18 protein-coding genes and 1 tRNA gene are annotated in these 15,714 nt (G+C 36.4%); 8 read left to right on the forward strand and 11 right to left on the reverse strand.

The annotated features are described in order from the left end of the window. Window positions 1-52 precede the first annotated feature (52 nt). Entirely contained in the window at window positions 53-1,750 is a 1,698-nt protein-coding gene (locus tag PGH07_RS05355) for a cytochrome c3 family protein (protein WP_289413192.1), read from the forward strand. A gap of 65 nt (window positions 1,751-1,815) precedes the next feature. On the opposite strand, the gene PGH07_RS05360 is transcribed toward PGH07_RS05355, so the two are convergent. Next, the gene (locus tag PGH07_RS05360) at window positions 1,816-2,130 is read right to left on the reverse strand and encodes a hypothetical protein (protein WP_289413194.1); all 315 of its coding nucleotides are present in this window, start codon (window positions 2,128-2,130) and stop codon (window positions 1,816-1,818) included. Window positions 2,131-2,267: 137 nt separating this feature from the next. After that, the gene (locus PGH07_RS05365; protein ID WP_289413195.1) at window positions 2,268-2,903 is read right to left on the reverse strand and encodes a porin family protein; all 636 of its coding nucleotides are present in this window, start codon (window positions 2,901-2,903) and stop codon (window positions 2,268-2,270) included. Window positions 2,904-3,252: 349 nt separating this feature from the next. On the opposite strand from PGH07_RS05365, the gene PGH07_RS05370 reads away from it, so the two are divergent. Further along, a tRNA-Met gene (locus PGH07_RS05370) sits at window positions 3,253-3,329 on the forward strand. Window positions 3,330-3,351: 22 nt separating this feature from the next. Then, window positions 3,352-3,516 (forward strand): hypothetical protein, encoded by a 165-nt coding sequence (locus PGH07_RS05375; RefSeq protein WP_289413197.1) that lies wholly within the window; start codon window positions 3,352-3,354, stop codon window positions 3,514-3,516. A gap of 165 nt (window positions 3,517-3,681) precedes the next feature. On the opposite strand, the gene PGH07_RS05380 is transcribed toward PGH07_RS05375, so the two are convergent. Continuing rightward, entirely contained in the window at window positions 3,682-4,860 is a 1,179-nt protein-coding gene (locus PGH07_RS05380) for a YbfB/YjiJ family MFS transporter (RefSeq protein WP_289413199.1), read from the reverse strand. Between the two features lie 359 nt (window positions 4,861-5,219). Between PGH07_RS05380 and PGH07_RS05385 the strand changes: the two genes are divergently transcribed. From PGH07_RS05385 to PGH07_RS05400, 4 genes are all read left to right on the forward strand, one after another. Further along, a complete protein-coding gene (locus PGH07_RS05385) occupies window positions 5,220-5,843 on the forward strand; it encodes a porin family protein (RefSeq protein WP_289413201.1) in 624 nt (207 codons plus the stop codon). Window positions 5,844-6,602: 759 nt separating this feature from the next. Continuing rightward, window positions 6,603-6,752: a YodC family protein gene (locus PGH07_RS05390; RefSeq protein ID WP_289413202.1), complete on the forward strand. Its 150-nt coding sequence runs from the start codon at window positions 6,603-6,605 to the stop codon at window positions 6,750-6,752. A gap of 190 nt (window positions 6,753-6,942) precedes the next feature. Further along, the gene (locus PGH07_RS05395; RefSeq protein ID WP_289413204.1) at window positions 6,943-7,149 is read left to right on the forward strand and encodes a hypothetical protein; all 207 of its coding nucleotides are present in this window, start codon (window positions 6,943-6,945) and stop codon (window positions 7,147-7,149) included. A 101-nt stretch (window positions 7,150-7,250) separates the two neighbouring features. Beyond that, window positions 7,251-7,559, forward strand: a complete 309-nt coding sequence (locus PGH07_RS05400) for a hypothetical protein (RefSeq protein ID WP_289413206.1) — start codon at window positions 7,251-7,253, stop codon at window positions 7,557-7,559. Between the two features lie 113 nt (window positions 7,560-7,672). Here the strand turns inward: PGH07_RS05400 and PGH07_RS05405 are convergent, their stop codons facing one another. From PGH07_RS05405 to PGH07_RS05415, 3 genes are all read right to left on the reverse strand, one after another. Continuing rightward, on the reverse strand, window positions 7,673-8,038 hold the full coding sequence (locus PGH07_RS05405; protein ID WP_289413208.1) for a rhodanese-like domain-containing protein: 366 nt from the start codon (window positions 8,036-8,038) through the stop codon (window positions 7,673-7,675). 73 nt (window positions 8,039-8,111) lie between these two features. Next, window positions 8,112-8,408 carry a hypothetical protein gene (locus PGH07_RS05410; RefSeq protein WP_289413210.1) on the reverse strand — a complete coding sequence of 99 codons (297 nt, stop codon included), beginning with the start codon at window positions 8,406-8,408 and terminating at the stop codon, window positions 8,112-8,114. Window positions 8,409-8,712: 304 nt separating this feature from the next. Continuing rightward, window positions 8,713-10,446, reverse strand: coding sequence for a protein adenylyltransferase SelO (locus tag PGH07_RS05415; RefSeq protein ID WP_289413212.1), 1,734 nt, complete (start codon window positions 10,444-10,446; stop codon window positions 8,713-8,715). 400 nt (window positions 10,447-10,846) lie between these two features. Here PGH07_RS05415 and PGH07_RS05420 point away from each other — a divergent pair, with 400 nt between their 5' ends. Next, entirely contained in the window at window positions 10,847-11,986 is a 1,140-nt protein-coding gene (locus PGH07_RS05420; protein WP_289413214.1) for an FAD:protein FMN transferase, read from the forward strand. On the opposite strand, the gene PGH07_RS11465 is transcribed toward PGH07_RS05420, so the two are convergent. From PGH07_RS11465 to PGH07_RS05440, 5 genes are all read right to left on the reverse strand, one after another. After that, entirely contained in the window at window positions 11,872-12,315 is a 444-nt protein-coding gene (locus tag PGH07_RS11465) for an Aq_1264-related membrane protein (protein ID WP_491630902.1), read from the reverse strand. The two genes, PGH07_RS05420 and PGH07_RS11465, sit on opposite strands and share 115 nt — an antisense overlap. Further along, window positions 12,312-12,785, reverse strand: coding sequence for an Aq_1264-related membrane protein (locus tag PGH07_RS05425; RefSeq protein ID WP_289413217.1), 474 nt, complete (start codon window positions 12,783-12,785; stop codon window positions 12,312-12,314). The genes PGH07_RS11465 and PGH07_RS05425 overlap by 4 nt, the downstream gene beginning before the upstream one ends. 4 nt (window positions 12,786-12,789) lie before the next feature. Beyond that, complete coding sequence (locus tag PGH07_RS05430; protein ID WP_289413219.1) at window positions 12,790-13,320, reverse strand: FMN-binding protein; 531 nt, start codon at window positions 13,318-13,320, stop codon at window positions 12,790-12,792. 14 nt (window positions 13,321-13,334) lie between these two features. Beyond that, entirely contained in the window at window positions 13,335-14,570 is a 1,236-nt protein-coding gene (locus PGH07_RS05435) for a porin (protein WP_289413220.1), read from the reverse strand. Between the two features lie 322 nt (window positions 14,571-14,892). Continuing rightward, window positions 14,893-15,603, reverse strand: a complete 711-nt coding sequence (locus tag PGH07_RS05440) for a methyltransferase family protein (RefSeq protein ID WP_289413222.1) — start codon at window positions 15,601-15,603, stop codon at window positions 14,893-14,895. Window positions 15,604-15,714 lie beyond the last annotated feature (111 nt).

Genomic DNA, 15,714 nt, shown 5'->3' on the forward strand with positions numbered 1-15,714 from the left:
TTCATAATACAATTTTATAATTCATCATATCACAATAGTCTAGGAGATTGGAATGAAAAAACTCTCTACATTCATAATGATACTTTCAGTACCTTTTTTGATCGCGTGTGGAGGCGGAGGTACCGGCAGCGATAGCGGTGATGACGGAGATACTGGAAATACTGGAGGCACCGGTGGCGGTACTACTGGAAGTGCTTATGTACTTTCTGCGTGGAATGATCTTGGTATGCACTGTATGGATGGGAAAGATTTCTCAGTATTCTCTGTGCTCCCTCCATATAATAACCTGCATGCACAGATCAAAGATAAGAACGGTGATCTGGTAACCTCCGGTATCATTCTAACGTATGAAGCAACACCGGGTGTGGACAATAAATGGAATACAACCAGTATAGAGACAACAGATGGAAAGAGCAAAACAAACTTCTGGGACTATGTCATCGATCTTTTTGGCGCGAATCTGGCACCTGATATTGGTCTTACCGGCAACCCTATGGCAAGTAAAACACCTGCCCAAATGACATTTAACAACGATCATCATTGGTGGGAGGCTGAAGGTATCCCCCTCACACCATACAATGATGACGGTACAAAAAATTACTATCCATTGGTTAAAGTCACGGCAAAAGACACACAAGGAAATATACTTGCACAGGTAGAAACCGTACTTCCTGTCAGTGATGAAATGGACTGTAAACGATGTCATTCTACCAGTAACAATGTTGCAGCAGCCAAGCCGAATGCAGGCTGGGTTGGTGATCCAGATGCTGAAAAAGACTACAAATACAATATTCTTAGACTGCATGATGATAAACAACCTAGCGCTGTAAGCGACCATGCTACGGAACTTGCGAACAAGGGCTATGAATATAATAGTGAGGGGCTTGAAATGACGGCAAGAAGCGGTACTCCGGTACTCTGTGTTGCCTGCCATAAATCCAATGCATTACCGGGTGTCGGTATCGGACTTAAGCCATTTACTCAGGCAATGCATGGTTTCCATGCAAATGTTACAGACCCTAATACCGGTCTTCAACTTGGTGACAGTACAAATAGATCAGCTTGTTATGCCTGCCACCCCGGAGCAGCAACAAAATGTCTAAGAGGTGCTATGGGTGATGCACAAAATCCTGACGGAAGTTCACAGATGCAATGTCAAAGCTGTCACGGATCTATGCATGCTGTAGGAGCTACAGACAGAGAAGGATGGCTGAATGAACCGAATTGTCAAGCATGTCACCATGACGGTGTGCGTGAAACAAGTGCTATCGATCCTGCAACCAATACTTTGAGAAATGCTGTGGATACAAAGTTTGCAACTAATCCAAATACACCGATGAACGGCTTAAGTCTTTATAGATTCAGTACAGGACACGGTAACCTTCAGTGTGAAGCATGTCATGGATCAACTCATGCAATCTATCCGGCACATGAAGCAGATAATCGTCTCAGTATGACTATACAGGGGCATACCGGGACTATCGCGGAGTGTACCGCATGTCACAACACCGTACCAAATACTGTGACAGGAGGGCCGCATGGAATGCACCCGGTTGGAGCATCCTGGGTAAGCGCGCATCAAGATGTAGGAGGAGATATGCCAGGTCAATGTAAAGCATGTCATGGATCTGACTACCGGGGGTCAGTACTCTCTAAAATGTTTACAGATAGAACATTATATAATAAAGCCTTCACCAAAGGTCACCAGGTCAGTTGTTACGACTGTCATGACGGACCGGCTGGAGATTAAGGAAAAGAGGTTTATCCCCCTTTTCCCCACTTCAATTAGTTCACATTTGTAGTGTATAAGTTAAACTATATGCTACTTATTTTGTGAAGCTCATCCAATACATCATTCAAAGCATCATACAAGCCTTTTTTATATTCACTATCGTTCATAGTAGAGTATTTCTCCATTTGCTCTACTATGTGTTCTTTAAAGCGGTCATTGATATGCTTCTCTTCCTGGAGGAAATAAAAACAAAGATCACTGATATAATCATAGGCAGCTAATCTTCCATTACGATATTTTTCACTAAATTCCGGATGCTTACTATACCTATAATGAGTTGAACGGGCATAAAAGAGTCCACTCATCTTCTCAAGCATCTCTTTTGATGAAGTTTTCATAGTTCGCCTCAATACTTTTTTAGTATTGTGGCATGAAAAAAAAGGATAGGTCATTTATATGTCAAATTGTGATTTTTAAGATAATAGGACAAACAAATGATGTACGGATCCGGCAATATCTGCCAGATTAGAAAAGTTTAAAACTTATAGGTTACACCTATATTTATAGCATCGACAACGACGTCTTGATCTATCCAGGTATTATCAAATCCTTTATCATCGTAAAGTCTTGTATAATCAATAAATAATCCAATATTTTCATAAACATCATATGTAGCCCCTACTCCCCATTGGAAACCGTTCTCAGAATACTCTGTTCCATCATCCAGAGTAACTTGACCATATCCTAACAATGCATAAAGCGTCAGACTTCCTATTGGATACATTGGTTTTAGATACAAAGCAAGATTAGACATATCAGCATCAAGTTCGCTGTCGCCGGCATCATTTTCTACATCCAGATTACCCATCGAAAAACTATATCTGCCTTCCAAAGCTAGAAATTGATTAAAATTATACCCTGCAAGTAAGAGTAATGAATGTCCGGTAATATCGGTTTCTCCTAGTACAGGTGGATGGAAAACACTATTGAGCATTTGTGATCCCTCAATATTCATATTCAAATGAGAATAACCTGCACCAACATAGAAATTACCGGCCGGTGATTCCTCCACTTCTTCTACAATAGACTCCACAGGCTGGATATTACCACCTGCTATCGAAAATGTACTTATTGTACTTAGTAGGACTAGTGATAGTGTAATCTTTTTCATTTCTTCTCCTTGTAATGATTTCATAATTCAAAGTATAATACGATAGATGTGCATTATCTGTGTAGTAAAATCCTGATGATTGGGCACAGGCAAAAAGAGATATAAAAAGCATATAAAATAAAAAACATACTTAGTTGTCTTTGTATGGGATGCATGCTATTGAGACATATCTAATAACTATCGAAGAAGTGCTCTCACATACAAAATATGACAGACTCTGGCAATGACTTGACCTACTAATTTATAAACTTTTTTAATATTTATTCTTAGCTAAGTTTATATGGATATACTTCGTTACTATTTTGTAGCTTTCCTATCTATAATTTACATCCAACACAATTACATTTATCGCGGAATAGAGCAGCTTGGTAGCTCGTTGGGCTCATAACCCAAAGGTCGGTGGTTCAAATCCATCTTCCGCAACCAATACTTTAATAAAGGAGAAAATATGTCTATAAATAATATATCAACACAAACTAGACTGAAAGTTTTAGTTAGACTTTTAAAGAATAATGAACCATTTGATATTGCCTGTTCAAAATCAGGATTAGCAATAAAAAATGCCAAAAAACTTTTAAACGATAGACCTAATGAAACAATAATTCATATATAAATCATTCACCTGCATATCCACACATACAGATAATTTCTATATCAATAATCATATAAACTTTACAACTAAAATAAGTTTGATTTTGGGCAGAGTACCAAGTCTTAAAATACTAAAATTTGATGGCTGAGAGTAAGGGAATAAAATCCCTTTAAAGCCTTGCCTTTATCACGCCTTCACCGGTTCAATTCTTTTTGCATACACCAGAAGTAATATCCCGATAAAGACAATAAATGCCGTGACATACAATGTAGAATTATAATTACCGAAATAATCTATCAAAGCTACACTATAGAGTGGTGCACCCACTTGTCCTATCCCATAAGCTGCTGTCATCGCTCCCATAAGTACTACTGGGTTTTTCCCGGCAAGTAGACCGCCAAGATTTAAAAAAAGTGCTACAAGACCGATGAAGGTACTTCCGTAAAGCGCACCACTAAGTAAGTTCAGTATCATATTTGTAGTAAATGCAGGAATGAGAATACCAATGATCTGCAGTGCCATAGCGACAATAATAATATTAAGACTTCCAAATCTGTGAGCCCATCGCATCCAGAGTATTGACGAAGGGATCCCCGAAATACCTACAATAAGCCAACCAAGGTTCCCATATCCCTCCAGTCCTTCAAGCGAGTTAATGATATCCGGCAGAAAAGTTCCCTGGACCACAAAACCTACCCCTTCAGTAAAATATGCCAAGATCAGAAGAATGACATAGGTAGAAAAGATGGATTTAGACAGTGGATGTTTAACAGACTCTTTTTTTATCGCTTTATCAAAAGATAAAATATAAAGAGAATAAAAAGTAACCACAAAAGCAAATATTGATAAGGCTAGCCATGCTTCATGCCAGGTACTGTCTCTGAGAATATATTGGCTTATGAATTCAGAAATAACGATAGAAAAACCAATACCGCTAAAGTGTATTCCCATAGCTTTTGTTTTATTTTCAAAATTCAACTTGACCATGACGATAGCACCACCGACTATCAGGACCATCGCTGAGCCAAAACCCGCGATCACTCTTGAAACCAGCCATAGTGCTTCGTTAGTGCTTAAAGCCAATACCAGTGTCGTAACGATGCTCAGGACCATACCTATCCTAAAGTACTTTACTTTGGTATTGATATCTTTGATAAATATAGAAAAAGCAGCACCTGCCAAATAGCCTGCAAAATTTAATGATGCTAAAACTCCTGCATAAGAAAGGGTTAAAAAGTCTTCAAGCATATAAGGAAGAAGTGAAGTAAAAGCGAACCGTGCCACACCTATACCTACTACGATAGCCAGTATACCGGCGAGAAGTATGGCAGTGTTATTGTTTTTGTCCAGAAGAGTTTTTATCATGCTGTTTTTTCCGAGATTATAGTGACAGTAGACTTAATACTGAATAGTAAAATGGATTCCATGATTGAGTTAAAGATTTTATATCCGGCAGACAGTAAGGGATTCGAAAGTTTTGGTATCCCTCTCTCCATGCTCTATCTAGGTCATACACGATTTTACTGTCATCTGCATGCAAAAAATGACGTCTAAATGAGCAGACTCTGCCAAGAGATGCTGAACAGGTTATTATGGTACTTTCTTGGACACGTTATGCTTTGGTTAAATATTTGTTAATGTTTTGTTAATATTTAAGTTCTTATTATGAAAAAAATAAATATTATTCACATCCATAAAAGGATAAAAGGAAAAAAGGATTAAAAATGAAAAAGATTACATCTTCATTCGTAGCTGCTATGGCAGTAAGTACATTCGCATTTGCAGGTGGTGACATTGCTCCAGTAGAACCAGTAGTAGAAACTCAAGAAGCTCAGTCATCTATTTTTGATGGCTTCTATGTTGGACTTGGTTATACTAAACCAATGACAATTTCTAATGTTTGTGAGTATGATGATTGTACAATCAAATCACAAGGTCTAACTGCTCAAGTAGGTTATGAGTTTAATGAAAATATTGCAGCAGAAGTTAGATATATCAGAAGTTCTGGAGATGCTGACCATTCAACTCAAGGTGACTATGATATGTCAATCAAAAGTTTAGGTTTTTATGTAAAAGGAATGTATGCTATCGGTGATTTCTCACCATACGTTTATCTAGGTGCTGCTAATACAAAACTTGATTTGGCTAATAACCCTTCTTATTTTTACGAAAGCAAAACAACTCTTGGTTATGGTCTAGGCCTAAGCTATAGCGTTACAGAAAATATTTCAGTTTTTGTAGACTATATGCATAATGACCTTGGTGCATTTCAACCAGGAGAATATTATGGTTGGAATGGTGATTTGGACTTTACTGCAACAACATATGGTGTAACTTACAAATTCTAATATAATAAAAGTCAACCGGAGTCTTTCTGGCTGACTTTACTTTCTTCTTACATCTTAATTATCTTCAATAAAATAACTAAAAGTATTTCTCTCTTTTGGAGTAAAGACTTCAATCTAATCACATAGTCTTTTTGGCTATTTGTCTAAATTAAAAGGCTTGAAATGTCTACTACTTAAGACTTTGCTGGCTGACAGTGAGAGATTAGAAAACTTTGCTATCTCTCACACAATACCCTATTTTGTGCCCCTCTAAAAGATTAGTTCGCTATAAGCAAAAAAATGACGTATAATTTTGGCAGATTCTGCCAAATGATTAAATATCTGATCGCCCTATTTTATAAGGTTTCAAAAAGGTGATACTCTATTCATACCAGTATCACCACTTTTTATTTTGCTAGGTACAGGTTCTAAAATCCTACATGGAGTATGATAAGTAGATGATTTTTATCATTGTCAGGATGTACGTCAAAATCATACGTGTAATTCAAAAGCAGATGTACATTTTGGGCGATAAAGTACTTAGCTCTGATAATCGCTTTATCTTCAGAAGAATCGGACACTTACCAATTGTAGCCGAGGGAGTGAAAAAGCCTTCTCTATATAGTTAATATCATTTTACAAATTAATGATAGTAGCTATATTTATTACTATCAAATGTTTTTAAAATATATTTATAAAAAAGTTTTCTTTATTAATAATTTTTATTGACACTATTTACATTTTATTATACTATATAATGAAAATGAATAGGAGAATATTATGTTTATAGGTGATACTGTTCAATTGAATTCAGGTGGCCCTCTGATGACTATAGAAGCTGTTTATGAGAGCGAAGTTACTTGTATTTGGTTTGATAACAATAGTGTAGTACGTCATAATTTTAATGAAGTTCTTTTAGTGAAAATCTAATGTTTTAGATCTATGCCCTATTACAGTATAGTTTTTAAAATTTTAATATATCCTTTTTGTGTAATCAATAAAAAACGTAACTACAAACCATACTAAAAGTATTTATTTCTTGAGATGAATGTAAAAAATGCATACTTCACAGTAACGATCTTCTTCACACATATTGTGATTTTTGAAATAAGGAGCTCAAATGACTGATGATATCTATGAAGCAATGTTTGCCGTTTATGAATATGAATGCAATAGTCATCAAAAATTTGGGCGATTATATGGGGTAGTAGATGATGAAGATATTATTCTGTGTGTACGTTCAAGTTTAGCAGAACAATTCTCTAAAGAAGAAGCAGAGTCTTTCTTTGAAGAACATCTAAAACGAAATCCTGAAAAATATATCTAACAATACTCTTTAAGCCGGATTTCTGTTATATAAGGTATTTCTTAGAGAGAACACAAGCTGAATTAAGATGATTTTCTTAATTAATTTGTTAGGAGGTAAAAATGAAAATTAAGTTATTGATTATTACATTAAGTGCATTGTTCTTGATTGGATGTGATGCTAGCAGCCTAGACAGTTCGGATGATGGTAATGCGGTCATTCTTAATGATACAAATGATACCTTCACAAGCGATATTGATACAAAAGATGTTTACACAAGTGATACCGATATAAATGATATTGAGACGGCTGAAAATGACACAAACGATATTGATACAAGTGATACTGATACAGACGATACTGACTCAAATGATATTAATACTAGTGATACCGACATAAGCGATACTGATACAGATATCAATCTAGAATGACCTTAATTCTTTCCCATTATTGCAATGGGAATGTAGTATACATTTGGCGAGTACGTAGAATTCTAAGACCCAGACCAGATTTAACACTTGCGATATCTATCCGTTTTTTGTATTTATTTTATTGTTACCAAACCTTTATCGATCCAGCCCCAATTTATCCCGCCGTCTAACTCATATACATTTTTATATTTATATTTTAAGCCCAGTAACTCACCAATGGTTTTTGTTCTGTTTGCATGTGCGCATACTAAGATAAAAGGCTGTTCCTTGTCCACGACTATCTTCGTAAATGCTTCAAAAAACTTATCAATGTCGTATTGCCCCATCTCATCAAAAAATGTGATCATATGGCTGCCTTCGATGATACCGTACTCTTCCCACTCATCAGCTCTTCTAACATCGATTACTGGAAATCCTTCCTCTCTTTTTTGTTGAAACTCTTTCGTTGAAAGAGACTTAAACGGCCCAAAATTTAACATCTGTTTCCTTTCTTAATTTGTTTCAAAACTCTACCACATAGGGTAAGATTCTCAATAGTAAAGAAGACTTCTTCTATTTTTTATACCTTTTTGTTAATCTGCAAAAATCGTAAAAATCACTTAACATCAAATAACGGATCTCTACATCTTCAAATTTTTTCTTTAAGATCACATGACCTGCCAAATAGAGTTTTACATCGTTTTGAAACTCTTTAGGGTACTCAAGTTTTTCTGCTTTCAAAGATGAAAAACACTCTAAAAAATCAAAAAAGAGTTTTGTCACGATCTCCTCTTTTTCTTGAGACCTGTTTGAGAAAAAATCCGTTGTTTCTTCAAATCTCTCACATATATTTACCAAACACGCATTCAAAATGGACTCCCTACTACAGACTGTTTTAAGTAGATATATACATAAATCATTCCTAAACATAAAAGAAGGAATAGCAACTATCTCAATGCTGTCTAAATACGCCTTATGGCAATTATATATTTATTAATATTATATACATGGTAGCGTTAATAAAACATTTGGCAGAGTATCTAAATGTGAAGAATTGAAGTACCCATGATTTCGGGCTTTGCCGGCATACAGCGAGGGTTGGAAAACGTATTCCATCCCTCTCCTGACATGCTCCTGTTTTGCTATTTTTTATAAAATCCAGACTAGTTTAAAATCATGACGAACAGCTGACATGGGATATGCCGGCAATTTTAAAGAACTCAGAGGGTTTTACTCTATAGTATTTCTCCTCTATCTCTTTAGATTGCTCAGTATATGGGTTTGTCATAATTTTCTGCAACTCTTTAATAAGTGTATAGTCTCCACTGGTGGCTTGTTGATAGGCAGGGACAAGAAACCACTCCCGCAAAGTGTATTTTGGGTTAATCGCTTTCATTTTCGTAGAAAGCTTTTCACGTGATTCTTCCGAAGTGGCGTTGATGTCGGCAGGGTTTGTAGTATGGATGAGTGATTTCCATTTTTCCAGCCACTCCGACCATCTTTTTATAATATTTTCATTTAATATGGAGTCACCGTAAAAGCTTTTAGTAAGCGGAAAGATATCTTCAGGTACCGTAGAGAGCTCACGAAAGAAGATCGTATAATCGACAGAGGTTTCTATCATCAGCGTCAAAAGCTCATTGAAGAGTGATGCATTAAAAGTTTTTAATCCAAGCTTGGAAGCCCACATCTTTATCATTTGCTCCTGCATGACTTGAGGAAAGTCCTCTCTTATCTTATCCAACTGATCCAGAGCATCCTTATTTGACTTCAGCAGCGGTTTCAACGCCATGCAGAACATATGAAAGTTACGTTCGGCAGCTTGCGGCTGGTTAAGAAATGAGAAGTGAACACCGCCACCCGTCCACGGCTGATATCTCGGATCAAACATATCGATAAATCCAAATGGTCCATAATCAAGTGTGAAGCCACCTGCGGCACAGTTATCGCTATTGAAATTTCCCTGACAGTAGCCAACACGAATCCAGTTTGCCACTAGAGAGGAAAGTCTACTTCCAAATTCACGTGCTAAGAAGATCACTTTTTCTTGGATAGGTAAAGACTCATCAATGACATCACTGTACTCACGATCGATCAGGTGCAACACAATTTTTTCAAGCTCCTCCATTGCTTTTGGATGCTCATTTTTACGGGCACGCCGACCGAAAAGTTCGAGTTGCCCCACTCGAATAAACGAAGGTGCAACCCGTGTTGTTATAGCAACAGCCTCCTCGATCATCACTTCAGGATCTCTTGAATATGATCCATTTGTAAACCATGGCCGCCTTACCGTCTCTGTTTTTGAGGTGTACAGACTCAAAGAGCGTGATGTCGGTACGCCCAGGGCATGCATATGCTCTTGTGCTAAAAATTCACGAATACTTGAACGCAAGACGGCACGACCGTCAGCACCACGGCAGTATGGTGTTCTACCGCCACCTTTAAGCTGCATCTCCCAGCGCTGCCCATTGATCACTGCTTCAAGGATGGAAATGGCACGACCATCACCATATGCGTTACCTGTTCCAAATGGACACTGCTCATAGTATTCGGACCCGTAGATGGAAAGTGCATATCCTGTTGCCCAACCAAGACGACGCAACGGTTCTGGCAGCTGTGAGGTATCGCCAGAGAACATCCGGATGAAATCCTCTGATGTTGCCAAACTGTCATCCAACCCAAGTTCTTTAAAAAAAGTTGTACTATGTGCAATGTAGTGCGGTTCTTGAATGGGAGTAGGATTTACAGGAACATAGTGTCCAGAAAAAACTTCTCTCGGTGAGTAATCTACTCCATCTGAAGTAGCCTCTGGATTAGCGCTTAGTGTATCCATGAGTGAATAATCTGCCAACATCGCAAGTTCGTGAAGCGTCTCTACCATTGCAGAGGTTTTATTTAGTTCTTTCATAGATCTTCCTTTTTTTAAAACTTACACATATTTGAATATTACAATAACCGTCTCTATATATAATCCAGCTGCTTACTCGTATCTTTATCTTTGTTCGCCACTATATCAGATGAAACATAATAACAAATGAACCAAAGGTATAGTTACCCATCCAATTGAACCTTATATGTTACTTTTCCTCTACTAAATCCCAGAGATCCCATACTGACTAATGGAGGGTGTATAACCTCCAATGACAGAATATTTCTTTATTTCTAGCAAAAACCAGGATAAATCTGGCAGAGTCTGCCAAAAGAATATCTTTATATAGAAGCTATATTTGCAATAAAAACACTAAAATCTAGTAAAATAAGCTACAAATTCAAAAAGAACAAGTATAAGTAGAAAGAAGGAGGTAAATATGCAATTAAGGATTGTGTTTTTACTGATTTTTTTTCTTATGCAAATAAATATTGTATTTGCACTTGATTCTTTTAGTGAACAAAATACCAGTTATACAAATACCTCTTCTAATAATCCAGATAATTCCATAGAAGATAAAGAAAACTATATAAATAGAACAAGATCCCTGATGGGAACCTATGCAACTATTTCTCTATCATCAAAATACAATGATCAAATTTCATCTGCGTTTGACTTGATAAAAAGTATAGAGAATTCTTTATCAACATATGATCCAAACGCAACTTTAGCAAAACTCAACAAAAACCATAAAGTTCCTTATGATGACTTTTTAGCAGAATCCATCAAGTTATCAAAGTCATACTATGTAGAAACTGATGGTTTCTTTGATATTACAATCGGTTCTATATCTAAAAAACTGTACCACTTTGGTGAAGAAAAAACCTACTCTCCCTCAAAAGAAGAGCTAAAGAAAGCACACTTGAATATAGAAGGTATCCATATAGATCAAATATCCATACAAAGCGATGAAGATATCATCATAGATCTAGGAGGTATGGGAAAAGGCTATGCAGTTGATAAAACAACAAGTTATTTAAAGGAGCAAAATATCACTAAGGGTATTATCGCTTTAAGCGGAGATATTCAGTGTTTGGATACTTGTACAGTATATTTGCAATCCCCCTATTCACCTCAGACTTTTGCAAAAATAACCAGTAAGGACAAATATCTATCTATTTCAACAAGCGGACCATATAGAAGATATGCAACGATACCCGAAGAGCACCATCTCATAAATCCCAAAACCGCCTTACAAGGAAATGATTTTGTTTCCGTTTCTTTGATCACTACAGGCAATAATGCAAAAATAGATGCGTATGCAACAGCGATCTCTGTTATGCCAAAGGAAAAAGCTATTGCATTTTTAAAGAATTTGGATGAGATAGGTTTTATCCTTGTTGATGCTCAAAGCAGCATCATTTATGGAAAGCTGGATAAATTCGTCAACATTGAATTTTTAGACTATAAAGATACTGCAACCATGGAAATCATAAGTAAGAATAAGAAAACAAAAACAAACATTGACAGAAGTTTTATCCATCCCGACACTAACAATCCCAAAATGATCAGGCCGTAAGAAAATATATCTACCAATGCAAAGATAAACAACAATAAAAAAATTGCAAGTGATTTTTTTTCTGATATCTTAGTACTAAATAACATAAAATGTGACACTATAAATACACTCACGCCTATAGCAAATATATGTGGTGTTGTAACTTCTATAAAGTTCTGTAGACTTTTAGGTTCAAGGGCATTGATACTACCTCTTAATGTCTTGATAACACTTTCAGTTCCATCTAACCCTTGAGATAGAAGAAAGAGCCATACCCCTGTAAATAAAATCAAAATAATATAGAGAAGCATATAAATGATGGGGATCTTGTATAGCGATATGTTTTTCATTTAAAGTCCAAACTTCTTAGTATTATAATGCTAAGTATGGTACCCATACCATGCCATAACAAAAAGCCAGCTATCCATAAATAGATAAATACTTCATTCCAAAAGTATACTCCAAGTAAGAAAATTGGAGTAAAAACCCCTAGTAAAAAAAGTATATGTACTAAAGGTTTCACAATGGGACTTTTAGCATTAAAACGGATATAGACTGAGGATAGTATCAATAAGGAAAAAAGTGTCATAAAAAGATCGATATGTACTTGAAGCAAAATAGAATCAATGAGTATAGGCTCCTCAAAACTTTCTTCATTTCCAAGCAAAGTAGTTTTGATACTAGATATATCTGTACCTATAACATAAGCATGTAAAACTGTATCAAGAATCAAATATATAAAAATAACACTAATAACTGATGCTATAAGATAAGCATATAACCGTGAATAGTTTAGATCTTTAGTAACTAAAAACTTCATAAGACTACTTTTTCAAAACAATATTAAATATTGCTCTAGCTATTCTAGCACCATCACTAATAGCCCTGGCCGATAAGGTAGCACCACTTATTGTAGGGATATCTTTTCCCATTGTTAAAGATGCAGATGATTCTACATTGTCAAATTGCTTCATCCAAAGTTTATTTGGTACATACTCTGGTGGCTCACCAAATACCATGATTTCGGAAAACATGAGCTTTCCAACATTATCAAAGGCATAAAGCACTGTAGCTTTTTTCGTTCGTACTTTTCTTGTGATAAGCACACCATACCCTATAATATTATCATCATGCATAATGGTATAGTAACGGTATATCTTAGTTCGTACTGCTGCCTTTGCTGTTTGTTTTATTTTGTCATACTGTGCTTTCGTAAGTACCAACTGCTTCGCTTCAATCGATGTCACATTAGTAATTGATGATTTTATAACACTTTCTATAGTTACATTTGTTTTGGCCATACCACTTTGGGAAAAAAGAATCCCAAAGAGTGATATTAAAAATATTTTTTTCATTTTCGCTCCTCATTTTAAAAGATGAATCCAATTCCTAGAGATACGATATTTTCTTCTACATTATTGACTTCTTTCATCGCATAGTCGACCTTTATCACTGCCTGATCTGCAGGGAAGAAGTTTACACCTATTGTCGTGATCTCTGTCTGATATGCATTTTCATTGGAACCATCCACCGTCTGTTCTACGGGGTTATAATTTTGATACTGTCCAAATACAGGCATTTTATAATTGACACCTAACAGTCCAGAAAGATTATATGATGCATTGACATAATATCCACTTGCTTTTTCAACGGCATTAGAAGATAGTTTTTCTGCACCGTCTAGATTTGTCTGTGTATATAATGCATTAAGTTCAAATGGACCATTTTCATAAGAAGCATGAATATCAAACATAGTCATTGTAAGTCCATTAGTCTGGCTTACATCATCCTTCAAGTTTGAACCATCACCATAATATACTGAAGCCCCCAGCATCAAACCTGTTGTTCCCGTATAGTCTAAACGACCTACAAATGCCGGAGAAAACGATGCTTTATTCGCTGCACCCAATCTCCCGCTTCTGATCCAGCCACTATCTGCTGTAGCAGTCTTATCAGAATCAACATTTAATGCATTGACAATACCTGCTGTATATTGGATACCAAGATCAGCAAACCTACCATAGAGTAATGCACCATTTTCATGCCATGTACTAGGAATGAGTCTTTGCTCAATCTCTGGTCTTTGAACTGTATTGAATAGTGTCGGTTCATGTCTCAGGTTGATAAGCCCCATTGGAACAAGCAGGTGTCCAAGTCTCAAATTTATCTCTTCTCTCATCAAAAAGTCAAGATACATAAATTCAAGAACTACTTCTCCTCCATCTTCTGCATTAGCTCCATGTTCAAATTCAATTTCAGTATTTAAAATGACATTATCACTAAACTTATAACCAAGATATGTGATAAACCTATAAACATCGGCATAGTCATCACTTCCTTCAGGATTTGCATAATACATTTCACCATACCCTCCTATAGAAAGTGGATTTTTAGAATAGTATACTTTAGATGCTGCATCTCCTAGTCCATTATATGACTGCCCTGATTCTACTAGCGTGAAACCTCCTGTTTGTGTTGCTAAGAGCTCTTCAGTCAATGTCTTATTCGTTTCTTCCAATGCTGTAAGTCTTTCTTCTAATGTATCTGCCATCATACTTGTTGTCAATAAAGCCATTGAACCAATTATTTTTATTGTGTTTTTCATTTTTTTCCTTAATTAAATTGATAATTATTATCTAAACGGAATTTAGCAAAACTTTTCTTACACTATATTTAAATTGATAATTATTATTGAAATTATTATATGCGGGTGTAGAATTATTTTTTAACCGTGTAAAACATGTAAAGTTGTTTTATATAATGATTGAGTTAATAAAGATTTGGCATGTATGCAAAATAGTAACCTTATAAAGTTATATACTTCATAAGGTTTTCAACTAAAGGTTAGGTTAACGTTCAACTGTGCCACCCTGCTTTTTAGGTCGGTAAAGTAATTTGGTTGGGTAGCGAGATAAAATGTTTAAAAATTAATATATTCCGGGAATCCATTTATATCGTACCTGTTGTACATATGCTTTGTATCCTTTCAATTCTTCCTGAAGGGTTCTGTCCTCTAGTTCCGTTCTTACCACGGCAATGATTATGGCTATGACCACGGGAATTAATGTCCACACAGAACCTAAAGCAAGTACAATCCCCGGAAGAGCCAATAGATTCCCGGCGTAGCCTGGATGCCGAACTATTGCATAAGGACCGCTACTGCATACTTCATGTTCCCGGTCTTTCTGAATACGCACAAAAGTGGAAAAGAAGCGATTTTCTATCAAGGCCCATGACGCGAAAGCGTATCCAAATACGATCAGAACAAAGCCAAGCAGATTCATCCAGATCGGCAAGTGTGGAGACCATGTGAAACGGTGATCGAGGCCTGCTACTATGACAAGCGGAAATGACAGGCTGAGCGCCATCAATGGGGCAAAGACTTTATCCCAGGATTTTATACCTTGAGCCTTGAAATATTTAAACCGTTCAGCCAGAATTCCCGGATGTCTGTGTTCTGCCCATACACGTCCCCCGATGCCGGCCGTGACGATCAGCACAAAAAAGACCCACGCTTGCCACCAACCGAGATCCCATCCGCAAACCAATAGAATGATGGGTATGGACAGGTACGTCATAATGCTGCTGAACCATTGGGATGGTTTTAATTTCATTACAGACTTTTGGTTAACGATCATTGATACCTTCTTCTTTCTGAAATATTATAACAAAAAGTTAAAATCAAGAACTCATTAAACTTCGGTACCCTCCTCGCAAAGCCCTATTTTAGGACCCTTCTAAAAAAACGG

It is taken from the genome of Sulfurovum zhangzhouensis (genome assembly GCF_030347965.1).
In the GTDB taxonomy this organism is placed as follows: Bacteria; Campylobacterota; Campylobacteria; order Campylobacterales; family Sulfurovaceae; genus Sulfurovum; species Sulfurovum zhangzhouensis.